This is a genomic window from Serratia sp. CY33525 (genome assembly GCF_052169115.1).
GTDB classification, from domain to species: domain Bacteria; phylum Pseudomonadota; class Gammaproteobacteria; order Enterobacterales; family Enterobacteriaceae; genus Serratia; species Serratia sarumanii.
Genome location: NZ_JBJNLK010000006.1, coordinates 77,829 through 102,573 on the forward strand (window position 1 = coordinate 77,829; position 24,745 = coordinate 102,573).

At 59.6% G+C, this 24,745-nt stretch carries 22 protein-coding genes, 4 tRNA genes and 1 other RNA gene; 5 read left to right on the forward strand and 22 right to left on the reverse strand.

Translation table 11 applies throughout. The annotated features are described in order from the left end of the window. Positions 1 to 11 precede the first annotated feature (11 nt). The 5 genes from yigB to lptM form a co-directional block, all read right to left on the reverse strand. Positions 12 to 728, reverse strand: coding sequence for a 5-amino-6-(5-phospho-D-ribitylamino)uracil phosphatase YigB (gene yigB / locus ACJ8IM_RS16075; RefSeq protein ID WP_033649639.1), 717 nt, complete (start codon positions 726 to 728; stop codon positions 12 to 14). Beyond that, positions 728 to 1,639 carry a tyrosine recombinase XerC gene (gene xerC, locus ACJ8IM_RS16080; RefSeq protein WP_033654013.1) on the reverse strand — a complete coding sequence of 304 codons (912 nt, stop codon included), beginning with the start codon at positions 1,637 to 1,639 and terminating at the stop codon, positions 728 to 730. Before xerC ends, yigB begins: the two co-directional genes overlap by 1 nt. Next, the gene (locus ACJ8IM_RS16085) at positions 1,636 to 2,349 is read right to left on the reverse strand and encodes a DUF484 domain-containing protein (RefSeq protein WP_033636652.1); all 714 of its coding nucleotides are present in this window, start codon (positions 2,347 to 2,349) and stop codon (positions 1,636 to 1,638) included. Before ACJ8IM_RS16085 ends, xerC begins: the two co-directional genes overlap by 4 nt. Beyond that, positions 2,346 to 3,170 (reverse strand): diaminopimelate epimerase, encoded by an 825-nt coding sequence (gene dapF, locus ACJ8IM_RS16090; protein WP_004934244.1) that lies wholly within the window; start codon positions 3,168 to 3,170, stop codon positions 2,346 to 2,348. The genes ACJ8IM_RS16085 and dapF overlap by 4 nt, the downstream gene beginning before the upstream one ends. Positions 3,171 to 3,241: 71 nt before the next feature. Continuing rightward, positions 3,242 to 3,448, reverse strand: a complete 207-nt coding sequence (gene lptM, locus ACJ8IM_RS16095) for an LPS translocon maturation chaperone LptM (protein ID WP_004934241.1) — start codon at positions 3,446 to 3,448, stop codon at positions 3,242 to 3,244. 78 nt (positions 3,449 to 3,526) lie between these two features. Between lptM and cyaY the strand changes: the two genes are divergently transcribed. Continuing rightward, positions 3,527 to 3,847 (forward strand): iron donor protein CyaY, encoded by a 321-nt coding sequence (gene cyaY / locus ACJ8IM_RS16100; RefSeq protein ID WP_033649637.1) that lies wholly within the window; start codon positions 3,527 to 3,529, stop codon positions 3,845 to 3,847. Positions 3,848 to 3,883: 36 nt separating this feature from the next. Here the strand turns inward: cyaY and ACJ8IM_RS16105 are convergent, their stop codons facing one another. Continuing rightward, entirely contained in the window at positions 3,884 to 6,436 is a 2,553-nt protein-coding gene (locus tag ACJ8IM_RS16105) for a class I adenylate cyclase (protein WP_019452546.1), read from the reverse strand. Positions 6,437 to 6,752: 316 nt separating this feature from the next. Here ACJ8IM_RS16105 and hemC point away from each other — a divergent pair, with 316 nt between their 5' ends. From hemC to hemY, 4 genes are read left to right on the forward strand one after another with little or no spacing between them, the layout of a single operon-like run. Further along, positions 6,753 to 7,694: a hydroxymethylbilane synthase gene (hemC, locus tag ACJ8IM_RS16110; RefSeq protein WP_004934233.1), complete on the forward strand. Its 942-nt coding sequence runs from the start codon at positions 6,753 to 6,755 to the stop codon at positions 7,692 to 7,694. After that, positions 7,691 to 8,431, forward strand: a complete 741-nt coding sequence (gene hemD, locus ACJ8IM_RS16115; protein ID WP_033654012.1) for a uroporphyrinogen-III synthase — start codon at positions 7,691 to 7,693, stop codon at positions 8,429 to 8,431. The genes hemC and hemD overlap by 4 nt, the downstream gene beginning before the upstream one ends. A 22-nt stretch (positions 8,432 to 8,453) precedes the next feature. Next, positions 8,454 to 9,578, forward strand: coding sequence for a uroporphyrinogen-III C-methyltransferase (gene hemX / locus ACJ8IM_RS16120; RefSeq protein WP_033636648.1), 1,125 nt, complete (start codon positions 8,454 to 8,456; stop codon positions 9,576 to 9,578). 3 nt (positions 9,579 to 9,581) lie between these two features. After that, the gene (hemY, locus tag ACJ8IM_RS16125) at positions 9,582 to 10,778 is read left to right on the forward strand and encodes a protoheme IX biogenesis protein HemY (protein WP_033649634.1); all 1,197 of its coding nucleotides are present in this window, start codon (positions 9,582 to 9,584) and stop codon (positions 10,776 to 10,778) included. A 726-nt stretch (positions 10,779 to 11,504) separates the two neighbouring features. On the opposite strand, the gene ACJ8IM_RS16130 is transcribed toward hemY, so the two are convergent. From ACJ8IM_RS16130 to wecB, 16 genes are all read right to left on the reverse strand, one after another. After that, a non-coding RNA gene (locus ACJ8IM_RS16130) (RtT sRNA) lies at positions 11,505 to 11,633 on the reverse strand. Positions 11,634 to 11,665: 32 nt separating this feature from the next. Next, positions 11,666 to 11,742, reverse strand: a tRNA-Pro gene (locus ACJ8IM_RS16135). 74 nt (positions 11,743 to 11,816) lie between these two features. Further along, positions 11,817 to 11,903, reverse strand: a tRNA-Leu gene (locus ACJ8IM_RS16140). Positions 11,904 to 11,944: 41 nt separating this feature from the next. After that, positions 11,945 to 12,020 (reverse strand) — tRNA-His (locus tag ACJ8IM_RS16145). Between the two features lie 59 nt (positions 12,021 to 12,079). After that, positions 12,080 to 12,156 (reverse strand) — tRNA-Arg (locus ACJ8IM_RS16150). Positions 12,157 to 12,294: 138 nt separating this feature from the next. Further along, a complete protein-coding gene (thrP, locus tag ACJ8IM_RS16155) occupies positions 12,295 to 13,695 on the reverse strand; it encodes a bifunctional threonine/serine APC transporter ThrP (protein WP_033654011.1) in 1,401 nt (466 codons plus the stop codon). Between the two features lie 365 nt (positions 13,696 to 14,060). Then, the gene (gene wecG / locus ACJ8IM_RS16160) at positions 14,061 to 14,801 is read right to left on the reverse strand and encodes a lipopolysaccharide N-acetylmannosaminouronosyltransferase (protein ID WP_033636645.1); all 741 of its coding nucleotides are present in this window, start codon (positions 14,799 to 14,801) and stop codon (positions 14,061 to 14,063) included. A gap of 14 nt (positions 14,802 to 14,815) precedes the next feature. Beyond that, a complete protein-coding gene (wzyE, locus tag ACJ8IM_RS16165; RefSeq protein WP_033649865.1) occupies positions 14,816 to 16,183 on the reverse strand; it encodes an ECA oligosaccharide polymerase in 1,368 nt (455 codons plus the stop codon). Continuing rightward, positions 16,180 to 17,265, reverse strand: a complete 1,086-nt coding sequence (locus ACJ8IM_RS16170) for a TDP-N-acetylfucosamine:lipid II N-acetylfucosaminyltransferase (RefSeq protein WP_033654010.1) — start codon at positions 17,263 to 17,265, stop codon at positions 16,180 to 16,182. The genes wzyE and ACJ8IM_RS16170 overlap by 4 nt, the downstream gene beginning before the upstream one ends. After that, positions 17,262 to 18,512, reverse strand: coding sequence for a lipid III flippase WzxE (wzxE, locus tag ACJ8IM_RS16175; RefSeq protein WP_033654009.1), 1,251 nt, complete (start codon positions 18,510 to 18,512; stop codon positions 17,262 to 17,264). Before wzxE ends, ACJ8IM_RS16170 begins: the two co-directional genes overlap by 4 nt. A 1-nt stretch (position 18,513) precedes the next feature. Further along, entirely contained in the window at positions 18,514 to 19,644 is a 1,131-nt protein-coding gene (gene rffA / locus ACJ8IM_RS16180; RefSeq protein ID WP_033654008.1) for a dTDP-4-amino-4,6-dideoxygalactose transaminase, read from the reverse strand. Then, complete coding sequence (gene rffC, locus ACJ8IM_RS16185; protein WP_033654007.1) at positions 19,631 to 20,362, reverse strand: dTDP-4-amino-4,6-dideoxy-D-galactose acyltransferase; 732 nt, start codon at positions 20,360 to 20,362, stop codon at positions 19,631 to 19,633. Before rffC ends, rffA begins: the two co-directional genes overlap by 14 nt. Beyond that, positions 20,340 to 21,221: a glucose-1-phosphate thymidylyltransferase RfbA gene (gene rfbA, locus ACJ8IM_RS16190; RefSeq protein ID WP_033654006.1), complete on the reverse strand. Its 882-nt coding sequence runs from the start codon at positions 21,219 to 21,221 to the stop codon at positions 20,340 to 20,342. The genes rffC and rfbA overlap by 23 nt, the downstream gene beginning before the upstream one ends. A gap of 49 nt (positions 21,222 to 21,270) precedes the next feature. Further along, entirely contained in the window at positions 21,271 to 22,338 is a 1,068-nt protein-coding gene (gene rffG, locus ACJ8IM_RS16195; protein WP_101455714.1) for a dTDP-glucose 4,6-dehydratase, read from the reverse strand. Further along, the gene (wecC, locus tag ACJ8IM_RS16200) at positions 22,335 to 23,597 is read right to left on the reverse strand and encodes a UDP-N-acetyl-D-mannosamine dehydrogenase (RefSeq protein ID WP_033654004.1); all 1,263 of its coding nucleotides are present in this window, start codon (positions 23,595 to 23,597) and stop codon (positions 22,335 to 22,337) included. Before wecC ends, rffG begins: the two co-directional genes overlap by 4 nt. Further along, positions 23,594 to 24,724, reverse strand: coding sequence for a non-hydrolyzing UDP-N-acetylglucosamine 2-epimerase (wecB, locus tag ACJ8IM_RS16205; protein ID WP_033654003.1), 1,131 nt, complete (start codon positions 24,722 to 24,724; stop codon positions 23,594 to 23,596). Before wecB ends, wecC begins: the two co-directional genes overlap by 4 nt. Positions 24,725 to 24,745 lie beyond the last annotated feature (21 nt).

Here is a 24,745-nt window from a genome sequence, read left to right on the forward strand (position 1 = left end):
TCTGGCAGGGATTATAACAATGCTGTCAGCGATGCCAACTGCGAAATCTCAATATGCGGCAGCAGGCGGCTGTCGGCGGCTTGCATCAGGCAGCGTTGCCGATCGTTGATCCAACAGGCCTGCAGCCCCGCGCGCAACGCGCCGGCGACGTCGGTGGTCAGATCGTCGCCCACGTGCAGGATCTGCTCGGGCGCCACGCCCAGCCGCTCGACGGCCAGGTGATACATGTCCTGATACGGCTTGGCGCGCCCGTCCGGCCCGGAGCGCAACACGAACTGGAAGTAACCGTCCAGGCCGCACTGCGCCGGATCGGCGTTGCCGTTGGTGATCGCCACCAGCGGGTAGCGCGCGGCCAGCGCCTTCAGCGTGGCGTGGGTCGCTTGCGGCACCTCGATGCGGCTGCGCCACAGCGCGAAGTTTTGCATCGCCGCATCGGCCCCGATCGCCGCGTCGGCATCGCGCAGCCCCTGCCGGCTCAGCGCCAGATGAATGGCGCGCCAGCGCCACTGGGTGACGTCGTGGTAAATCTCCGGATCCTGTTCGCGCAGCTCCTGGCGCAGGCGGTGGAAATCCGCCGACTGGAAGCTGTTCAGACCGGGATGGTAGCTCTGCAGGAAGGCCACCGACTGTTGTTCGGTTTGCCGGATCACCGGGCGATTGTCATACAGCGTGTCGTCCAGATCGAAAGTCAGCGCCGCCAGCGGGCGCAGCGGGCGATAAAAATGCATCAAGATTTCCCCCGTTTGGCGCGCGGATGCGCGGCATCGTACACGTTCGCCAGATGTTGAAAGTCGAGGTGGGTATAAATTTGCGTGGTGGTCAGGTTGGCGTGGCCGAGCAGCTCCTGCACCGCGCGCAGATCGCCGCTGGACTCCAGCATGTGAGTGGCGAAGGAATGGCGCAGCTTGTGCGGGTGAATATGGCTGTTGACGCCCTGTTTCACGCCCCATTCGGCGAAGCGCTTTTGCACGTTGCGCGTCGAGATGCGCCGCCCCTGATTGGACAGGAACATCGCATCATCCTCCGGCCCGAACAGATCGCGCATGGCCAACCAGTGTTCCAGCCAGGTGACGGCGGTGCGCCCGATCGGCAATTTGCGCTCTTTGCTGCCTTTCCCCATCACCCACACCTCGCCGGCCGCCATATCGACATGGCGGCAATCCAGCCCCACCAGTTCGGAGAGGCGCAGACCGGCGCCGTACATCACCTCCAGCATGGCGCGATCGCGCACCGCCAGCGGATCGTTGAGATCGATCTCCAGCAGCTGGTTCATTTCATCGACGTCGATGTTTTTCGGCAGATGGCGGCCGCTGCGCGGCGTGCGGATGCCTTTGGCGGGGTTGGCGTGCAATACGCCCTGGCTGACCAGCCAGTCGAGGAAACTGCGCAACGAAGAGAGCCGCAGCGCCAGGCTGGCGGACTGCAGGCCGGCGCGTTTGCTGCGCGCCGCCAGCATGCGCACCCGGGCGGCATCCAGCGCCGTCCAGTCGGTGACGCCGATCTCCTGCGCCAGGCGCATCAGCGCCGCCAGCTGGCGCGAATAGCTAAGCTGCGTCAGCGGGCTGAGTTGCCGTTCTACCTTGAGATAACGCAGAAAAGCGTCCACCGGCTGCTGCAGGCTGGGCGCAATCGGCGTCATGCGCGTTCGACCCAGCGTTCCAGCAGCGCCGGCAGCATGCGCGCCAGTTGATTGAGCATCACCGTGCCCATGCCCTGCTGATAGTGTTGCGTATCGCGGCTGCTGAAGATCACCATGCCCAGTTCGCCATCGTCGCCCAGCATCGACAGCGCCACCGAGCCAATCTGGCCAATCTGTTTGGCCTGCGGCAACAGCAGCAGCAGTTCGGGGCCGTTCAGGCCGCCGAGGTAATGTTGTTCGCTGCCCAGCCGCTGAATGCGAAACGGCTCGAACGCCGAACGCGTCAGCGCCAGATGGGTGAAATCGGAAGGCGCGCCGATCTTCCAGCGCTCGGCGAACAGGCGCACCGTGGCGCCGGCCAAACCAAAACCGCGCGCCCAGCGCTGCAGCCGGTTGAGCATGTCCTGCAGGCTGTCGGCGGTGGCCAGATCGGCCTGCAGGTGCAACAACCGGGCGAACAGCCCTTCGTTGGCGCTGGCCTGCTCCATCAGCAGCGTGATCTCTTCTTCCAGCCGTTCGATGTGATTGCGCTGGCGGGCCAGATGCCATTCCACCAGCGAAACGGTGCCGCGCACCGGGTGAGGCACGCGCATCTGCTCAACCTGGCGCGCGTTGCGAATAAAGAAATCCGGGTTCTGCAGCAGGTACTGCATCACGGTGTCGTCATCCAGCGCCAGGCCGGCGACGCTCTGTTCTTCTACGCTTTTCATAGATGAATAAATCCGTCATAGACATGGGTTGCCGGGCCGGTCATAAACAGCGGGTTGCCCGGCCCTTTCCAGCGAATATGCAGGCTGCCGCCCGGCAGTTCTACATGCACCTCTTCTGACAGCAATTCCTGTTGGATCCCCACCGCCACCGCCGCACAGGCGCCGCTGCCGCAGGCCTGCGTTTCGCCGGCGCCGCGCTCGTAAACACGCAGCTTGATATGATCGCGGCTGACCACCTGCATAAAACCGATGTTGGCTCGTTCCGGGAAGCGCTCATGCCCTTCCAGCACCGGCCCGAGCAGCTCCACCTTGGCGGTTTTTACATCGTCCACCTGCAAAACACAATGCGGGTTGCCCATCGACACCACGCCGCACAGCACGGTGTGTTCCGCCGCGCGCATGATGTAGGTCTTTTCCGCCTTGGCGGCGCGGAACGGCACCGCCTGCGGATCGAAATTAGGCTCGCCCATGTTGACGCACACCAGATCGTCGTCGGTGACGCTGAGCACCATGCGCCCGGTTTGGGTGCTGACGCGGATGTCGCGTTTGTTGGTCAGCCCTTTCAGCCGCACAAAGCGCGCGAAGCAGCGCGCGCCGTTGCCGCACTGCGCCACTTCGCTGCCGTCGGCGTTGAAAATTCGGTAGTGAAAATCCAGCTCGGGATCGTAAGGCGGTTCTACCACCAGCATCTGGTCAAAGCCGACGCCCAGGTGCCGATCGGCCAGCCGGCGGATCAGCTCAGGTGAAAAATAGACATTCTGTGTAACGGCATCGACCACCATAAAGTCGTTGCCCAGACCGTGCATTTTGGAGAACTGCATATCATACTCCGCTATCTGGACGCGCTATCCGTCTTGATTTTACGGCGGCGCTCGCCACCGTAAACAGGGTGTTACTGGTCGACCATCGACGGTTTTTGCTGAGAGCCAGACTGCTCCTGCTGGTTCTTTTGCACCTGATCGCCCGTTTGCACCGGCGGCTTGGCCGGTTTTTGGCTGGCGGGGTCGGCAGGCGGGAAGTAAAGCGGGCCTTTCAGACCACAGCCGGCGAGGCCGGTAACCAGAACTGCCATCAGCGCATAGCGTAGTTGTTTTTTCATTTGCATTAATGCCTGTAATTCATGCGTCCAAGGTCTCTATAATCGCAGGTGGATCATGAAAAGCAATAGGAATTGAATATGAACGACAGCGAGTTTCACCAGTTGGCCGACCAGCTGATGCTGAATATTGAAGAGACACTGGACGATTTTGACGGCGATGCGGACATCGATTACGAAACCAATGGCGGCGTAATGACGCTGAGCTTCGAAAACGGCACCAAAATCGTCATCAACCGCCAAGAGCCGCTGCACCAGGTGTGGCTCGCCACCAAGGCCGGCGGCTACCACTTCAACTACCGCGACGGCGCTTGGCTATGCGATCGCAGCGGGCAGCCGTTTTATCAGCTGCTCAGCGAAGCGGCCAGCGCGCAGGCCGGCGAGGAACTGCGTTTTTCCTGAGGCTAAGCAGGGCTCGGCAACCGAGCCCTTGCGGCGTCAATGTAGCTGGAACTGCTGTTTCAGCGGCTGAGCGGCGCCATCGGCCACCGTCACGCACAGGCTGGACAGCACGTTGCTGCGGAACGGGATCACCTGCGTGCGCCCGTCGAGCTGCACGATCTGATAGAACTGCGGCAGGTTGAAGTTGATGAAGCTGGAGCCGTAGGTGAAGCGATCGTGCGAGGATGAATAGAAGCGGCTGACGTCGCGCACCAGCTCCTCTTTACTGCCCTCGCAGTGGTGATACACCTCCACCCGATTCGACTCGTCCAGAATATAGATGTTGAAGCCCTTGTCGTCTGAGGTGTCTTCGAAGAAGAACTGGATGATCCCCTCGCTGGCGAAGCCGTCCACCACCGGCGGCAAATGCACCTGATCGGTTTCCACCTTGATAGACAGGCCGTGCAGCTTGTTGTTGGAGATGGCGCCGTAAAACTCCACCGCGTTCTCCAGCTTTTGCACCGATACGCTCAGGCGCTCGAAGAACAGCCCCCAGGTCTGCCCGGCGACGCGCACCGCCTTGAAGCGGCCGGGCTCCAGGCGGGTGCTGGACAGGCGCAGCTCGATGCACTCCGACACCAGCTGCTGGATACGGGTGCGGATCAGGCCGCGCAGGTGCTGGCTGTAGCAGAACACTTCCACCGACTCCGGCGGCGCGGCGTCCTGGTGCATTTTGCCGAGAATGGTTTTCAGCGCTTCCAGCACCGACTGCTCGCCGCTGAAATGCAGGGTGCGCACTTCGTTCCAGGAGTTGCGGTACAGCAGATCGATGCTGCCCACCAGGCACTGCTGCTGCTGGCCGAAGCTGAACACGTCCAGCTTGCGGAAATCGAAATGCACCACCTGATTGCGGAAGGCGGCGGTCGGATCGTTTTCCAGATTGACGATGATCGCCAGATGGCGGATCTCGCACGGGCTGTACAGCGCTTTCGGCGTCGGCGCCGGCAGGCGCAGCGGGAAGTGATGAGAAACGTCGGCCACCAGCTCCTGCAGCTTGGCGGTGTCGCACAGGTTGCCGCTCTTGATGTGCAGGCGGGTCTGCGGCGTCAGCAGGCCGTTGAAATAGGCCCAGGCCACCAGCTTGTTCAGGTAGCGGTTATATTCCAGCGGCTGATGGCTGACGATCGAATCCATAGCCGGCGCCTGATTATACAGGTACCAGCCGGTGCGGTTGGCGCGGCCAACCGGCACGTGAATAAAGGTTAAGTCGTTTTCCGACAGGTCCGGCGAAATCTGCGGGTTCACCAGCGTCACCTTGCCGGGCAGCGCTTCGAACGCCGCGTACAGTTTGCGGGTCAGCACGCCGATATCCTGCGGGCTGGCGCTGACGCTGAGGTTGTTGCGGCGGGCGAAACGGATCAGGTTGCGGTAGCTCTGCATCATCGCGTCGAGCAGCTCGTTATGCGCTTCGCGCACCCGTTCGATTTTCCAGTTGGCGCGGTTGTCCAGCATCGCCAGACGCTCTTCGCTCCAGCCCCATTCGCTGACCAGCTGGCTGAGGATCTCGCGCCGCCAGCCGACGCAGGCCTTGGCCAGCGACAGCTTTTCACACACTTTCAGGTAGAAACAGCGGCGGGCCAGATCGAGACGGGTGGTGTCGTTGATGTCGGTCAGGTAGCGGGTGACGCGCTCGAGCATCATGCAGTAGGCGTCGAGCCCGAAGCTGACGATCTCGCCCTGATGCAGGCGATGTTTGATGTCCGTCGCCAGCAGTTGGGTATTGGGATATTCCCAGGAATAGGCTTCCAGCAGCAGGGTCTTCAGCACCGCCTTGTAAGGCGAATCGATGCTCTTGTACAGCTGCCACAGGCTGGCGCCGAAGTACTCTTCCGCCGACAGCGAACTCAGGCCGCCGAGATCCAGCCACTCGTTCGGCGTCAGCGCGCCCTGCGCGTACAGCGACAGCACGTATTCATCGTAGTGCGCTTCTTCTTCGCCCGGCACCATGTTCCACAGGATGCGCTTGCCGGCCAGGCGCACCGCGGTGCGGTAGAATTCGTCGAGCAACAGGATATGCTGCGTCGAGCCACAGTCTTCGCCGCCCAGGCTGCCGCTTTCATTATGGCGGAAGCGGTTTTCGTCGATCAGGAAGAAGCTGACTTCCACCCCCATCGAGGCGGCCCACTTCTCAAGCAGGCTGCATTTTTGCTGCAGGCGGGTGCGTTCTTCGTTGTCCAGCCAGGACTGGTGGCAGACCCAGATGTCAAGATCCGAGCTGCAGCTTTGGCCGATAGACGAGGTGCTGCCCATCGAATAGACGCCGGTGATCGGCAGCTCGCCGCTGGCCGGTTTGTCAAATGGGCTGCCCCATTTGTCTTCTAAATCGTTCAGGTAATCTTGTTGAGTTTCATCAGGCGTGTAGAGGCAAATGCCGTGGGGAACGTTACCGTTCAGGTAACCCGGCATCAGCGGGTGATGGTGGTGCAGTAAGGTGGGCAGCAGACTGTATACCCGTTGAAACGCGGGCTTCATAGCCGCCAGGGCGCGATCGACGCGTAGCTGATTGATCGCATCCAGTCTCTGCTTCAATGTCTCGATGTAGAGGTACAAGACGTCTCGCCTGATTATCCCGGTGTTTAGAAAAAAACCCGTATTCCATAAGCGCCGTTAGTGTAAGAAGAATATTTGGCGACTTATTGCTGGAAACGTGATCAATTTAACACCTTGCTGATTGACCGTAAAGGAGGTAACGCTTCACAATTATTGTAGCGCTTCCCTAAACGATTTACCCGCAGTGTTAACTGCCCCAAAGCACATCACACGTCCCTTTGATTCCGTTGTCCTTTTTCCGCCTCCGGCTTCTTGCACTGACAGTATTGGCTCTCAGTGGTAGGATGGATGGCGAAATATAAAAACGGTAACAAGCATGTTAGACAAAATTATTCGAATTGCCACCCGACAAAGCCCGCTTGCACTCTGGCAAGCACATTATGTGCAGCAACGTCTGATGGCCTGCCATCCCGGCCTGCAGGTCGAGTTGGTGCCGATGGTGACGCGCGGCGACGTTATTCTGGATACGCCGCTGGCGAAAGTCGGCGGTAAGGGCCTGTTTGTTAAAGAACTCGAGCTGGCGCTGCTGGAAGGCCGCGCCGACATCGCCGTGCACTCGATGAAAGACGTGCCGGTCGATTTCCCCGCCGGCCTGGGTTTGACCACCATTTGCGAACGCGAAGATCCGCGCGACGCTTTTGTTTCCAACCGTTTCGCCTCGCTCGATCAACTGCCGCAGGGCAGCGTGGTCGGCACTTCCAGCCTGCGCCGCCAGTGCCAGCTGCGTGAACGCCGCCCGGATCTGATCGTGCGCGACCTGCGCGGCAACGTCGGCACTCGCCTGGCCAAGCTGGACAACGGCGACTACGACGCGATTATTCTGGCGGTGGCCGGCCTGAAACGCCTGGGGCTGGAGCAACGCATCCGCAGCCCGTTGAGCGCTGAAGAGTGCCTGCCGGCGGTCGGTCAGGGTGCGGTCGGCATTGAATGCCGCCTTGACGACAGCGTCACCCGCGCGCTGCTGGCGCCGCTGAACCATGCGGCTACCGAAACCCGCGTGCGTGCCGAACGGGCGATGAACACCCGTCTGGAAGGCGGCTGCCAGGTGCCGATCGGCAGCTATGCCGAACTGGATGGCGACAGCCTGTGGCTGCGTGCCTTGGTCGGCGCGCCGGACGGCAGCCAGATGGTGCGCGGCGAGCGCCGCGGCCCGGCCGCCGAGGCCGAACGGATGGGCGTTGAGCTGGCGGAAGAGCTGCTGGCGCGCGGCGCGCGCGAGATCCTGCGCGAAGTTTATCAGGGAAATCCGCCGGCATGACGATCCTGGTAACCCGCCCATCGCCTTCGGGAGAGCGGTTAGTGAGCCGGCTGCGCGCACTCGGCCGGGTTGCCTATCATGCACCGCTGATCGACTTCGCCCCCGGCGGCGATCTGCCGCAGCTGCCGCAGGCGTTGCAGCAGTTGAACACCGGCGATCTGGTATTCGTGCTGTCGCAGCATTCGGTGAACTATGCCGATTCGGTCATCGGCCGCGCCGGGCTGAGCTGGCCCGCGCACCTGACTTATTACGCCATCGGCCGCACCACCGGGCTGGCGCTGCACCGCATCAGCAGTTTGCCGGTGGAATACCCGCGCGAACGCGAGATCAGCGAAACGCTGCTGCTGCTGCCGGCGCTGCAAAAGCTGGCGGGCAAACGCGCGCTGATTTTGCGCGGCAACGGCGGCCGCGAGTTGCTGGGCACGACGCTGAGCGAGCGCGGCGCCGACGTCAGCTATTATGAATGCTATCAACGCAGCCCGGTGCACTACGACGGCAGCGAGCAGAGCGCCCACTGGCAGCGCGCCGGTGTGGATACGCTGGTGGTGACCAGCGGTGAAATGTTACAACAGCTCTATACTTTAGTTCCTGATTACTATCGTTCTTCATGGCTGCTGCGTTGCCGCCTGGTAGTAGTGAGCGAACGCCTGGCTACCCTCGCCCGGGATTTGGGCTGGCGTACGATTCGGGTAGCTGACAACGCCGATAATGACGCGCTGATCCGCGCGCTACAATAATCTGACTATGGGATGTGCCACTATGACGGAACAAAATACCCCATCCGCCCCGGTTGAAGAGCCAACCACCGCGGTTGAGAGCTCCCAGCAGCCAGCCGCTGCCAGCCGCAAAGGCAAGAACACCGGCCCGGTGCTCGGCGCGATCGCTATCGTGCTGGTCATCGCCCTCGGCGCGGGCGGCTATTACCACACGCACCAGCAGGCGCAACAGCTGATCGCCGCCAATCAGGCGCTGCAGCAGCAGCTTGAAGGCGTGAAGCAGAGCCAGCAGCAGGAAAGAAATGCGCTGGAAGGCCTGTTGCAGCAGCAGGGTAAAACCCTGGACGCCGCCGATCGCGAGCAGGCTAACCTCGCGCGCCAACTGAGCGAGTTGCAGGAAAAAGTGGCGACCATCTCCGGCAGCGACGCCAAAACCTGGCTGCTGGCGCAGGCCGATTTCCTGGTGAAAATGGCCGGCCGCAAGCTGTGGAGCGATCAGGACGTGACCAGCGCCGCCGCGCTGCTGAAAAGCGCCGACGCCAGCCTGGCGGACATGAACGATCCTAGCCTGCTCGACGTGCGCCGCGCCATTACCGAAGACATCGGCACGCTTGCTACGCTGACCCAGGTCGATTACGACGGCATCATCCTCAAGGTCAATCAGCTGTCCAATCAGGTGGATAACCTGCGCTTGGCGGACAACGACACCGACGAAGCGCCGATGGATCAAAACAGCAGCGAGCTCTCCGGTTCGATCGCCGAGTGGCGGCAGAACCTGGCCAAGAGCTGGCGCAATTTCATGGCCGACTTCATTACCATCCGCCGCCGCGACGCCAGCGCCGAACCGCTGCTGGCGCCGAACCAGGACATCTACCTGCGCGAAAACATCCGTTCGCGCCTGCTGGTGGCCGCGCAGGCCATCCCGCGCCACCAGAACGAGACCTACAAGCAATCCCTGGAAACCGTCTCCACCTGGGTGCGCGCCTATTTCGACACCACCGATCCGGCGACCAAGGCCTTCCTGGAAGAGCTGGACAGCCTGAGCCAACAGTCGATCTCGATGGACGTGCCGGATCAGCTGAAAAGCCAGCCGCTGCTGGAAAAAGTGATGCAGACCCGGGTGCGCAACCTGATGACCCAGTCCCCTGCCGCTCACCAGGAGGGTTAAGCCATGTTACGCGTGCTATTTCTGTTCCTGGTGGTGATCGCCAGCGTGGTGCTCGGGCCGATGTTGGCCGGGCATCAGGGCTATGTGCTGATCCAGACCGACAACTACAATATCGAAACCAGCGTCACCGGCCTGGCGATCATGCTGGTACTGCTGTTCGTGGTGCTGCTGGCGATCGAGTGGATCCTGCGCCGTCTCTTCCGCACCGGCGCCCGCACGCGCGGTTGGTTTATCGGCCGCAAGCGCACTCGCGCGCGCCAGCAAACCAAGGCCGCGCTGATCAAGCTGGCGGAAGGCGACTACAAGCAGGTCGAGAAGCTGATGACGCGCAACGCCGATCACGCCGAACAGCCGGTGGTGAACTACCTGCTGGCCGCCGAGGCCGCACAGCAACGCGGCGATGACTTCCGCACCAACCAATATCTGGAGCGCGCTGCCGAAGCGGCCGACACCGATCAGCTGCCGGTGGATATCACCCGGGTTCGCATCCAGCTGGCACAGGGCGAGAACCACGCCGCGCGCCACGGCGTCGATCGCCTGCTGAACCAGGCGCCGCGTCATCCGGAAGTATTGCGCCTGGCGGAACAAGCCTATCTGCGCACCGGCGCCTATGCGTCGCTGCTGGAAGTGCTGCCGTCGATGCGTAAAATCGAACTCCACAGCGAAGAGCAACTGCAGGCATTGCAGCAGCAGGCTTATATCGGGCTGATGAATCAGGCGATGGCGGACGAAGGCAGCGAAGGCCTGAAGCGCTGGTGGAAAGATCAGAGCCGCAAGACGCGTCACGAAGTGCCGCTGCAAATCGCGATGGTGGAACACCTGATCGAATGCAACGACCACGAACTGGCGCAGGAGATCGTGCTCGACAGCTTGAAGCGCCAATACGACGAGCGCCTGGTGCTGCTGCTGCCGCGGCTGAAGTCCGGCAACCCCGAGCAGTTGGAGAAAGCGCTGCGCCAGCAGATGAAGCAGCACGGCGCGACGCCGCTGCTGAACAGCACGCTGGGGCAGCTGCTGATGAAACACGGCGAGTGGCAGCAGGCGGCCGACGTCTTCCGCGAAGCGCTGAAACAGCGCCCGGATGCCTACGACTACGCCTGGTTGGCCGATACGCTGGAAAAACTGCATCGTTCGGATGAAGCGGCGCAGATGCGGCGCGAAGGACTGATGTTGACGCTGAAACAGAACGGCGGCGAATAGCGCCCTGCACGATTGAAGAACAGCGCGGCTCTTGATGCCGCGCTTTTTTTTTGCCAGTTAACATCCTGAGGTGCAAAAAAAAACACTTGCCGTAGGGCAAGTGTATAAAGAAGCAATCAGGTCTAGGACAACAGGGGCGGTGCCTCACTCAACGTTTTGCCCTGAGCGTGATGACGGGTTAGTCATCGTTCTCGTGGGCGATAGGCACCCTAAATCGGCTCTGCGTCATTCCCAGGGTTTATGAGGCCTAAGGCGAACATAAGAGGTGGAATGAGCATCTACGCTATAAATATTGCACTTGGCGTGCCAACTTTAAGGCTGAGGCCATTCCCAATAAAAAACGGGTCTCAATGCATTGAAATATATTAATTTTTAATTTAACCCTGTCTTTCCTGTTATATGCCACTCTCTGGCATTCCATACCAGCAGCCGTAATAAGAATGTCGCCTCAAAACGACGACTTAAGCCAAAGCCCATTTTATCTTTTTAAATCAATTAATTATTTGTCTCAACCTGACGACAGCGCTGGATGGCGCTGTCGCTGAAAACCAACACGCTTGCCGACAGAGACAAAGTGCCCATCCTTAGATACGCAAAAAGCCCGCGCATTGCTGCACGGGCCTACCTTCGTCTCGCTTCGCGAGGTTCGAACCTCCTGCGGAGGTACTCATCCTCATAAACTACAGACGAAAAAAAACCTGCTTTAAAAAGCAGGTTTTTCGAATGTGGTCGGCGAGAGAGGATTACGCGCATCTTTGATGCGCGCCCTGCGGGCCGTTGCTAAAGCAACGTTGTCTCGCTTCGCGAGGCTCGAACCTCCTGCGGAGGTGCTCATCCTCATAAACTGCAGGCGTAAAAAAACCGACTTGCGTCGGTTTTTTTGAAAGTGGTCGGCGAGAGAGGATTCGAACCTCCGACCCACTGGTCCCAAACCAGTTGCGCTACCAAGCTGCGCTACTCGCCGATTTGTATTGCTCATACTACCCGATTTATCAGACCATTGTCCATATAAATCTTATATTTATCAGATATTTTGCGTGGTGCGAAGAGAGGGACTTGAACCCTCACGTCCGTAAGAACACTAACACCTGAAGCTAGCGCGTCTACCAATTCCGCCACCTTCGCACTGTCACAAAATACTGCTAAATCGTCACTTCGTCAGGAAGTGGGGTGGCTAATGGGACTCGAACCCACGACAACTGGAATCACAATCCAGGGCTCTACCAACTGAGCTATAGCCACCATTACTACTTCTTACTCACGCGGTAATATACCACCGCAGCTCCTGCGCACAAACTTAATGGCGCGCCCGACAGGATTCGAACCTGAGACCTCTGCCTCCGGAGGGCAGCGCTCTATCCAGCTGAGCTACGGGCGCGTAGCGCCGTTGCGGGAGGGGATACTACGGATTTACGCCAATCCTGTCTAGTGCTTTTTCGCAGAAATGTTGCGTTTGATTACGCTTTGCTCACTCCCGCGCACAAAAGCGCACTCCGTAGCCCCTTTTCGCCGTTTATTAGCGCGTTTCTACCCGATTTTCAACCGGATGATGTTTCTTGTGCATGCCGAAAGCGAAGTAGCACAGGCTGACGCCGGCTAAGAAAATCGCCCCGACCAGCAGGGAAATGCGCGTGTCCGGGTTGATTCCCATGCCGACCAGCACGCAAACCAGAAAAGCGATGGTCAGATAGTTCACATACGGGAACATGATCGACTTAAAGCTGTGGTTTTTGATCGCTTCCTTATGGGCGCGGCGGAAATAGAGTTGGCTTATCAGCACCACGAACCACGGCACCATGCCCGGCAGCACGCTCGCGCTGTAGACATAAACGAACACCTGCTCCGGATTCGGGATGATGTAGTTCAGCGCGGAGCCCACCAACAGGCAGCCGATGGTGACGGCGATGCAGTTCACCGGCACGCCGCTGGCGGAAAGCTTGGTGAGCGCCGCCGGCAGTTGGCGGTTCTTGGCCAGGGCGTACAGCATGCGGCCGCCGCTATACATGCCGCTGTTGCAACCGGAGAGCGCGGCGGTCAACACCACGAAGTTGATGATGCCGGCGGCGGCAACGATGCCGATCTTGGCGAAGGTCAGCACGAACGGGCTGCCGGTGGTGCCGATGCCGTTCCACGGGAAGATGGTGACAATGACGAAGATCGCACCGACATAGAAGATCAGGATGCGCCACAGGATATTGTTGATCGCGCGTTTCAGCGTCACCTGCGGGTTCTTGGCTTCCCCGGCGGTGATGCCCACCAGTTCAACCCCCTGATAGGACGCCACCACGATGCACAGCGCAAACAGGAAGCCTTTCCAGCCGCCGGCAAAGAAACCGCCGTGCGCCGTCAAATTGGCGAAACCGATAGGTTCACCGCCGTTGCCGAAGCCGAAGAAGATCACCCCCAGCCCCACCAGAATCATCACGATGATGGTGGTGACCTTGATCATGGCGAACCAGAACTCCAGCTCACCGTACAGGCGCACCGCCGCCAGGTTGGCCAACGCGACCATCGCCACGGCGATCAGCGCCGGCACCCACTGCGGTATTTCCGGGAACCAGAACTGCACATACACCCCGATGGCGGTGATTTCAGAAATGCCGACGGCAATCCACATAAACCAGTAGCCCCAGGCGGTCAGGTAACCGAAGTAGGGATTCATGTACTTATGCGCGTAAACGGCAAACGACCCGGCGACCGGCTCGAGGAACAGCATTTCCCCCATCGAACGCATAATGAAGAACACGAACAGCCCGGCGATAATGTAAGCCAGCAGCACCGACGGCCCCGCCCATTTCAGCGTACTGGCCGAGCCCATAAACAGGCCGACACCGATGGTGCCCCCCAGAGCGATAAGCTCGATATGCCGGGCCTCAAGGCCCCGGTGTAGCCCTTGCGGTTTCTCTTTGTGTGCCATAAATCCTCAATAATTTTTCTCGGGTCGTGTTTGCCTGCCGGCCACTGCCGGTCGTTATTGTCATTATTAAAAGAATAAATCATCCCCTGCCGATCGGATTGGCATCAACGGGTTGTCGGAGCGAAGTGACCGTGAGAAGGACATCGTTCAGCGCTGTCGCATCAAGCTTCAGCGGCCAGGGATAATTTCCGGGCGGTATCGTTTCGCATTTCGTCGCTATAAGCAAACCGCAATTTAAAACTTTATGGAATAAATGCGACGACGTTTAGGGCCGAGGGTTATAGATATGCGGGAGAAACGCGCAAAAGCAGATTATTGGTACAGCAGACCGGAGCGGAACAGCACTTTCCGCCCCGGATGAGGGGTTACATCTTGCCGCTGTAGTAGTAGCCGACAAACTTCAACAGCTTCAATTGCCGGCCGATGCGGCTGGGTTGGCTGAGCAGGCGGTAGAGCCATTCCAGACCGAGGTTCTGCCACACCTTGGGCGCACGCTTCACATGGCCGGTAAAGACGTCGTAGGTGCCGCCCACGCCCATATACAGCGCCTGCGGATGCACCTTGCGGCAGTCGCGCATCAGAATCTCCTGCTTCGGCGATCCCATCGCCACCGTCACGATCGCGGCGCCGCTGGCACGAATACGCTCGAACAGCGCCTCGCGCTGATCCGGTTTGAAGTAGCCGTCCTGGCTGCCCACCAGGTTGACATTCCACTGGCTACGCAGCTTTTGCTCGGTTTCCGCCAAAACCTCCGGCTTGCCGCCGACCAGGAAGACCGGCGTGCCTTCACGGCCGGCGCGTTGCATCAAGGCTTCCCACAGATCGGCGCCCGCAACGCGCGAAACGTCCGCCGCCGGGTATTTGCGGCGAATCGAGCGCACCATGCTGATGCCGTCGGCGTACTTGTACTCCGCCTCATCCAGCAACGCATGCAGCGCCTGGTCCTCTTCCGCCTTCAGGATCTTTTCCGCGTTCATGGCCACCAGCGTGCCCTGTTTTACCCGGCCGCCGTCGAACAAAAAGTCCATGCAGTGCGCCATATCGCGAAAGCCCCACAGGCTGAAACCGCGCAGCTCATACTGCGGCACCGAAATCTTTGCTTCCATCGTTCTCATTACCCTTACAAAAGACCGTTGGCCCGAGGCGGCGACGCCAGCGCGCGGGTGCGCGTCACTCTGGCCTTGATCAGCCCGGCGGTATCGAACAGCCAATACAGCAACTTCGCCAGCACCAGACAGGCGCCGAAAATAATGCAGAAGAACACCACGCGCGACACGAATGAATCCACCCCTTCCCGCGCCAACACGATCATGTTGAACACCGCGCCGAAGCAGAACCCCTGCAGAATGGCCGCCTTATAGCGGTTCGGCTCGGTTTTGCCCAGCTCATACAGCCAGTCGAACCACTTGATGATCATGCCCACCAGAATCGCGCCGAGCGGGATAAAAAGCGCGCCGCCCATCACCACCAGCGAACCGATCAGCGTCGGCGAAATCGCCAGCCCGGAGTGGTTGTTCAGCACTTCCCAGGTGAAGTAGTTGGCCGAGTTCAGCACCACGTCCGGCCGGCCGGGCCAGAGCCAGGTAGGGATAAAGACGTAGAAATCACGCAAGATCGGCGCCAGGCCCTGGAAATCGATCTTGTCGTAATTTTGCAACAGCAGCGCCAGGTTTTCCCACGGCGAGAAGGTATCGCGGGTCAGGTAGAGGAAGGTATAAAACGCCTCCGCGCCGCTGACGTCCAGGCTGTAGCGCTTCAACGCCAGCCAGAACATGCCGACCACGCCGAATATGCCCGCCGCCGCCAGCATCCACAGCGTGATCCAGCCGCGTACGATGCCGATAAACAGGAACAGCGCGAAGGCGATGATGATGTTGGCGCGGGTGCCGCCGACGATCACGTAGGTCAGAATGCCGAACGCCACCGTCGCCACCAGGAACAAGAACCAGGCGCGCAGATCCTGCCGCAGGAAATAGACCACCAGCATCGCCGGAATGAAGAAGTAAAAGAACCGCTTGAGCGCCACACCGGACACGTCGCTGGAGAAAATCTGGCTGTAGGAATTGAGCTTGAACAGCAGGAAACCGTTCTGCATGAAGAAGATCCCAACGGTACCGATCGCCACCAGCGCCAGCAGCACCCAGGTCATATGGGTTTCCACCCGGTTCATGGTAAACAGCGCAGCGCGCGGCTGTGTGCGGCGCTTGCGCAGCCGGGTCTTGTAGGTAACGTAATAGATGGCGTAAAACGCCGTCGCCGACAGCAGGGCGTACAGCAGAAACTCCACCGGCACTACCTCGACGTCAAACTGGAACACCAGCAGGCAGGTCAAAGGAAAACCGAAATAAAACGTCAGCAAATACAGCAGCGAGAAGAAGACGTTGAAGTTAAAGCGCACGCGCCGAAACTCCTGATAGGTCAGCGTCAGGATAAACGTCAGGCTGACCAGATAGACGACGAACAGGCCGCCGAATTGCGCCAACGTCATGAGTGCTCTCCCGCCGCCAACGCCAGGGCTTGCTGCCAACCGTCGACATAGTTCGGATTGAAGAAGGCGATCGCCTGTTTATCCATCGCCGCCAGCTGACGCTGCGCTTCACGCACCACCGCCTCGTCCAGCGAATCGCCGTAGAACAGCACCGGCAGATGCTGTTCCGCCAAATCCTGCCAGAACGGGTTTTGCCGACTGAGCACGAAAGGCACGCCGAACTGAATCAGCAGGCACAGGGTGCCAATCCCCTGCTGGCGATTGAAAATGAAATAGCCGAGATCGCAGGCGCGCAGAATATTGAGGTAGTCCTCAAACGCCACCTGCTGCGTGAGCAGCTGCAGGTTTTTCTCGCCGAACAGCGGCAACCCGGCGGCGCGCACCTGCTCGATGTAAGCGTCGTTATTGGCCGGATAGCCCATCGGCAGGATCACGCGCACGTCGGCGCCGAACTGCTGATGAATCGCCTGCAGCGCTTCGATATGCCGATTGCTGCGATCGCCGGAGTTACCAACCAGAATCGTCATCGGCCCGGCCAGGTTTTTCTCGACGTGAACGTCGGTCAGCGCCGGATCCATGCGGGTTGGGAAGTACAGCAGCGAGGCCGGCACCCGCGCATGGCGCTGCTGGTAGTGGATCACGTCGCCGCGGGTAGCAAACACGTTCCCCACCCGCCCCTGCGCAATGCGGCGCAGCAGATAGAACAGCCGGAATTTCCAGCTGGTGGCGTCTTCATACAGATCGGCGCCCCAAATATGCCAACTGACCTGACGCGCCTTGATCTTGCCGCTCAGCAGCGCCAGCCACAGCCCCGGATTGAACTGGCCGTGCAGGAAGAAGCGCGCATCGCGATCGGCCTGAGCGCGCGCGATGACCGCCGCCGCCAGGCTTTTCTTGTCCGCATAGGGCGCAATGTTCAGGGCGGGGAAATCTCCCAGTGCCGCCACATCCTTGGCCGCCACCATAAAATGCCGCGTCTGCTCAGCCGGCAAACGCGGCGCCAGCACGTCGTTGAAGAAGCGCAGCACCGTCTGGTTATGATGCGGGATATCGGATCCCAGAACGTGAATCAGTGTGGTCATACTCGTCTACGATAGATAAGAAATACGCAGCTACAGAGCGCGAAATACACGATGTAGGTTGCCATATAGGCCTGAGCCGCCCCCAGCGCGCCGTGCAGCGGGATCAGCCAGTGCGAGAACAGCGTCAGCAGCAGAAACTGGCTGACTTCCGTCAGGATATAGAAGCGCAGCGACGCTTTGGCGATCACCAGATAGCCGAACACATAAGCCCCGACTTTCAGCACGTCGCCCACCAGCTGCCAGGCAAACAGATCGCGCATGGCGACGAATTTGTCCGAGAACAGCAGCCAGATGGCGAAATCACGCAGCAGCCACACCGTAAAGCTCGCCGCCGCTACCGCCGGCAGCACGAATTTCAACGAGCGCACGATCTCCCGCGAGATGGCGCCCTTGTCCGTCAGCCGCGACAGCGTCGGCAGCAGATAGACGGTAAACGAGGCGGTGATGAACTGCAGATAGGCATCGGAAATGCTGCTGACGCCCTGCCAGATCCCCACTTCATCCCAACCGTAATGCGCGGCCAACAGGTTACGCATCATCACATAGGCCACCGGCAGCGTCACCGAAGTGATCAGCGCCATGACGGTGAACTTGCCGAGGTTGCCGGCCACGAGTTTGTCCCAGCGCGGCGCCAGGTAGCGCAACGGCAGCGTTTTGCGCCGCCACAGCATCAGCCCGGCCGGCAGCACCACCAACGCCGGCACCAGTGCCAACCCCGCCAGCGCGCCTTCATAACCGCCCAGCTTGAAGCACAGGTAATAAGCCACCACGCCGATCAGGCTGCCGCCGATCACCGCCAGCGCATTGCCCATCGCGTCGCGATAGCCTTTCAGCACCGCCATAAACAGGTTGGCGTAGGCGATGCCCATCTGAATGAAAGCGACGGCGCGCACCACATCGACGTAATCGGCATGCCCGAACAGCCCGATGCTAATCGGTTCGGCGGCGAACAGAAACACCAGCGCCAGCAAGGTTGAAAAGCCCAACACGATGCTCGACGCGGTGCCCACCGCCAGACGCAGACGCTGCGGATCCTGGTGGTACTCCGCCACGTATTTGGTGATACCGTTAAAAATGCCCGCGCCGGACAGCACGCCCAGCACGGTAATCAACTGGCGGAAGTTACCCGCCTGCCCCACCCCGCTGGGGCCAAACGCCACCGCCAGCAGTTTCACCACCAACAGCCCCACGCCGATTTTGATCAGCGTGGAGCCGGCGGTCCATATCGATGCTTTTGCCAACGACATATCAGGCAAAGAAACTCAGGATGGTATTGATTACCGTACGCTGATTGACATCAGACATATTGTAGAACAGCGGCAAGCGCACCAGGCGCGCGCTTTCCTGCGTGGTGTAACGATCTTCGCCGGCAAAGCGGCCAAAGCGTTCGCCGGCCGGGCAATCATGCAGCGGGATATAGTGGAACACCGCCATGATTTCGGCTTCCTTCAGGTAGTCGATAAAGGCCGTGCGCTCTTCGATATCGCGCAACTTGATATAGAACATGTGCGCGTTATGCACGCAGTCGGCCGGGATTACCGGCAGTTCGATGCGGCCTGACCGGGCCAACGGCAGGAAACTGTCGTAGTAATTCTGCCACAGAGCCAAACGGCGCTGGTTGATGCGCTCCGCCACTTCCAGCTGGCCCCACAGGTAGGCGGCCTGCAGGTCGGACATCAGATAGCTGGAACCGATGTCGCGCCAGGTATATTTGTCGACCTGGCCACGGAAGAACTGGCTGCGGTTGGTGCCTTTTTCGCGGATGACTTCCGCCCGATCGATCAGGGCCGGATCGTTCACCAGCGTCGCGCCGCCTTCGCCGCCGGCGGTGTAGTTTTTGGTTTCATGGAAGCTGAAGCAGCCGATATGGCCAATGGTGCCCAATGCCTTGCCTTTGTAGGTCGACATCACGCCCTGCGCGGCGTCTTCCACCACGAACAGGTTATATTTCTTCGCCAGCGCCATGATGGTATCCATCTCGCAGGCCACGCCGGCATAGTGCACCGGCACAATCGCGCGGGTTTTATCGGTGATCGCCGCTTCGATTTTGGTTTCGTCGATGTTCATGGTGTCTGGACGCAGGTCGACGAACACCACTTTGGCGCCGCGCAGCACAAAGGCGTTGGCGGTGGAAACGAAGGTAAAGCTTGGCATGATCACTTCGTCACCCGGCTGGATATCCAGCAGAATGGCGGCCATTTCCAACGACGCGGTGCAGGAAGGCGTCAACAACACTTTCGCGCTGCCGAAACGCTGTTCCATCCACTGCTGGCAGCGGCGGGTGAAACCGCCGTCGCCGCACAATTTGCCGCTGCCCATAGCAGCCTGCATATATTCCAGTTCAGTGCCAACAACCGGTGGAGCGTTAAATGGAATCATGTCTACCTCTGTATAACCAATACGCGGTGCTTTCAATCACGGCACCCTGTCGTTGATAGAGTCGTAATGCGGCGATATTGCCCACCTGGGTCGCAACCCGCAGGCGCTGCATCCCCTGCTGCCGACATTCGGCGATCGCCGCCGTCATCAGCCTGGCGCCCACGCCCCGGCCGGATGCGCCGGGGAACGCCGCCAACAGGCCAATGCGCATTTCCTGGCCGCCAATGTCACGCAGGCTGACAAAGCCTTCGGGTTGCCCCTGGCTATCCAGCACCAGCAAGCATTGATGATCAAAGGTGCCCTGCACCGCTTTTTCGATCCAGGCCGCATAGAATCGCCCGCTATCGGCGCGATCGTACCACGGGGCGCGAAATCGGCTGGCAGCGAACACCTCACCGGCGGCAGCGCGCAATGACGGGATGTCCTCGGGAACGGCCTGACGCCCCGCAACCGCCGAAGCGGCATCGGCCGTCGCGCTTTCAGGCGCAACGTTCACCACCAGATCCACTTCCCCTTCGACCAGCCGGAATCCCAGCGTCGACAGCGCGTCGGCCCATCCCAAGCGATAAGCGGGAATTTTGGCCTGCACCAACGCATAGGCATCCAAATCAGCCTCGGCTACGGGTGCCGCCGAGCTATCGAAATGTAATTTGGCGCTCTCTAATTGGAAGAAGTCGCTCTCCCAAACCAGCGGCTCAATACTGGCGTGGACGCGCATGCAGTAAATCCAGTAAATATTTGCCGTAACCGGTTTTGGCCAGCGTCTGAGCCGCGCGTTTTACGCCCTCATCATCCAGCCAGCCATTGCGCCAGGCGATCTCCTCGAGACAGGCGATTTTAAAGCCCTGGCGTTTTTCTACCGTCTGCACGAAGCTGCTGGCTTCCAGCAGACTGTCGTGCGTGCCGGTATCCAACCAGGCGAAACCACGCCCCAACAGCTCGACGTTCAGCTCTCCGCGTTCCAGATACATCTGGTTAATGCTGGTGATTTCCAGCTCGCCGCGCTCCGAAGGCTTCACCTGTTTGGCAAACTCCACCACCTGGCTATCGTAGAAGTACAGGCCGGTCACCGCCCAGTTAGACTTCGGTTTAACCGGTTTTTCTTCGATCGACAGCGCGCGGAAGTGGTCGTCAAACTCCACCACGCCAAAGCGCTCGGGATCCATCACCTGATAGCCAAACACGGTCGCGCCGGTGGAACGAGCCGCAACGCTTTTCAGCTTGGGACTGAACCCCTGCCCAAAGTAAATATTGTCACCCAATACCAGGCAGCTCGGCTCACCGGCCAAAAATTCTTCACCGATCAAAAATGCCTGAGCCAGGCCATCGGGACTTGGCTGTTCGGCATAGCTGAGAGTGATGCCAAACGCTTCTCCGCTGCCTAACAAACGCTTGAATGAAGGCAAATCTTCCGGCGTGGAGATAATCAGAATGTCGTTGATCCCCGCCAGCATCAGCACCGACAAGGGGTAATAGATCATCGGCTTATCGTAAATCGGCAACAGCTGTTTCGATACGCCGCGCGTGATCGGATGCAGACGCGTACCGGAACCGCCGGCCAGAATAATACCTTTCATACTTGCTCCCAAATCCACAGTGCCTGCTAAAGACAGCACTGTGCTACATTCACTCGGACAGCCCCAAACGCTCGCCGGCATAAGAGCCGTCTTGCACCCGGCGCCACCAGGTTTCGTTGTTCAGGTACCAAACCACGGTTTTGCGAAGGCCGCTTTCGAAGGTTTCCTGCGGCCGCCAGCCCAGCTCACGATCGATTTTGCCGGCGTCGATGGCGTAACGCATATCGTGACCCGGGCGATCCTTCACGTAAGTGATCAGATCGCGGTAGTTCGCCACGCCCTGTGGCTTGTTCGGCGCCAGTTCTTCCAGCAGATCGCAAATGGTCTGCACCACTTCGATATTCTTGCGCTCGTTATGGCCGCCGATATTGTAAGTTTCGCCTACCACACCTTCGGTCACGACCTCATAGAGCGCGCGCGCGTGATCTTCGACATACAGCCAGTCACGCACCTGCGCGCCGTTGCCGTATACCGGCAGCGGTTTGCCGGCTACCGCATTCAGGATCACCAGCGGAATCAGCTTCTCCGGGAAGTGATAAGGGCCGTAGTTGTTCGAGCAGTTGGTCACGAGGATCGGCAAACCGTAGGTGCGCAACCAGGCGCGCACCAGATGATCGCTCGACGCCTTGGAGGCGGAATACGGACTGCTCGGCGCATACGGTGTGGTTTCGGTGAACAGATCGTCGGTGCCGTGCAGGTCGCCGTACACTTCATCGGTGGAGATATGATGGAAACGGAAGGCCAGTTTCTTCTCCGCCGCCAGCGGCTGCCAGTAGTGGCGCGCCGCTTCCAGCATAGTGTAAGTGCCCACCACGTTGGTCTCGATAAACGCCGCCGGGCCGTCGATAGAGCGATCGACGTGGCTTTCCGCCGCCAGGTGCATCACTACGTCCGGCTGATAGTGGGCAAATACCCGATCCAGCTCGGCGCGATCGCAGATGTCAACCTGCTCGAAAGCATAGCGCTCGCTCTCGGCCACCACCGCCAGCGACTCGAGGTTACCGGCATAGGTCAGCTTATCCACCACCACCACGCTATCGCCGGTGGCCTCGATGATGTGCCGCACAACCGCGGAGCCAATGAAACCGGCACCACCGGTAACTAAAATACGTTTCAACGCCAGACTCCCTTAGTATCCACCACCCAGCTTTGCTTGATCTCTTCCGGCCGGATAGCCTTGAACTGCTGGTGATCGACCAACATCACGATCACATCGGCCTGCTGCAACGCCTCGGCAATCGTTTTCAACGCCACATGCCCCACCAGACATGCCGGCAGGTGTTCGACGTTAGGTTCCACGACCAGTGTTTCCCCCGAATGCCAATCCGCAATCAAATGGGCAACTTCCACCGCCGGGCTTTCACGCAAATCGTCGATATTCGGTTTAAAGGCCAGGCCGAAGCAGGCAATTCTCAACTCGGACGCGCGCTTGTTAGTCGCGGCCAGACAGTCAGCTACCGCCGTTTTCACGCGGTCGACCACCCACAGCGGTTTGCCGTCGTTCACCAGGCGTGCGGTGTGGATCAGACGCGCCTGCTGCGGATTCTGTGCCACGATAAACCACGGATCGACGGCAATGCAGTGACCGCCGACGCCCGGACCCGGCTGCAGAATATTCACCCGCGGATGACGGTTCGCCAGGCGGATCAGTTCCCAGACGTTGATTCCCTGCTCGGCGCAAATCAGTGACAGTTCATTGGCAAAGGCGATGTTCACGTCGCGGAAGCTGTTTTCCGTCAGCTTGCACATCTCGGCAGTACGCGCATTAGTCAGCACGCATTCGCCCTCGAGGAAAATCTTGTACAGCGCGCTGGCTCGTTCCGAGCACTTCGGCGTCATGCCGCCGATCACGCGGTCATTTTTAATCAGCTCCACCATCACCTGCCCCGGCAGCACGCGCTCCGGACAGTAGGCGATATTCACGTCCGCCGCTTCGCCCGCTTGCTGCGGGAAGCTGAGATCGCTGCGCGTTTCAGCCAACCATTCCGCCATCTGTTCGGTGGCGCCCACCGGCGAGGTGGACTCCAGGATCACCAGATCGCCTTTTTTCAGCACCGGCGCCAGCGATTTCGCCGCCGCTTCGACATAGGCCAGATCCGGCTCGTGATCGCCCTTGAACGGCGTAGGCACCGCGATCAGGAACGCATCGGCCGCCAGCGGTTTGGTCACCGCCCGCAGGAAACCGCCGTCGACGGCGCCCTTGACCACTTTATCCAGATCCGGCTCGACGATGTGGATCGCACCACGGTTAATGGTATCTACCGCATGTTGGTTAACATCAACACCTACAACTTTTTTCTTGCGAGAGGCGAACGCCGCCGCCGTCGGCAAGCCGATATACCCCAGACCAATGACAGAAATAGTGTCAAAGCTCATAGTGTCACCTGATGATTCTTTAAAGCTTCAAGGATACGCTGGCAGGCATGTCCGTCACCATATGGGTTATGCGCCCGACTCATGGTTTGATATTCGCTTTCGTCCATCAACAACTGAGTTACCGCATCAACAATTTTGGCCACATCGGTACCCACCAGGCGCACCGTGCCTGCATCCACCGCCTCCGGACGCTCGGTGGTGTCGCGCATCACCAGCACCGGTTTACCTAACGACGGTGCCTCTTCCTGAATGCCGCCGGAATCGGTCAGGATCAGATGCGCTTGAGTCATGAGATAAATAAACGGCAAATAATCCTGCGGTTCGATCAGCATGATGTTATCGATGCCTTTCAAAATGCGATTCACCGGCTCGCTGACGTTCGGATTGAGATGCACCGGATACACCACCTGTACTTCCGGGTGATTGCGGGCAATCTCCGCCAGCGCGCTGCAAATTCGCTCAAAGCCGCCGCCGAAGCTTTCCCGGCGGTGACCGGTGACCAGGATCAGCTTCTTGTTGGCATCGAGGAACGGATAACGCTGCGCCAGGCCAGCCCGCAGCGCGGCATCGCTCATTACCCGATCGCGCACCCAAAACAGCGCGTCGATTACCGTATTGCCGGTCACGAAAATCTGATTATCCGGCAGTGTTTCTCTCAGCAGGTTTTGACGTGAATTCTCGGTCGGCGCGAAGTGGAATTTCGCCAAATGCCCCGTCAGAGTTCGGTTGGCCTCTTCCGGCCAAGGGGAATACAAATCGCCAGTACGCAATCCGGCCTCAACATGCCCGACGGGGATGCGTTGATAGAATGCAGCCAGACTGGTCGCCAGCGTAGTGGTGGTATCGCCGTGCACCAGCACCACGTCCGGTTTGAAGTCTTCCAGCACTCCTTTCAGCCCTTCCAGGATACGACAGGTGATTTCCGTTAGCCCCTGGCCGGGTTTCATGATGTTCAGGTCGTAATCCGGCGTAATCTCAAACAACCGCAATACCTGATCCAACATCTCACGATGCTGCGCCGTTACACAGACCCTTGCGTCAAAGGCCTCATCCTGAGCCAAAGCATGTACCAGCGGCGCCATTTTAATGGCTTCAGGTCTGGTGCCGAAAACAGTCAACACTTTCACAGAGAATCTCTTTTTGGTCAG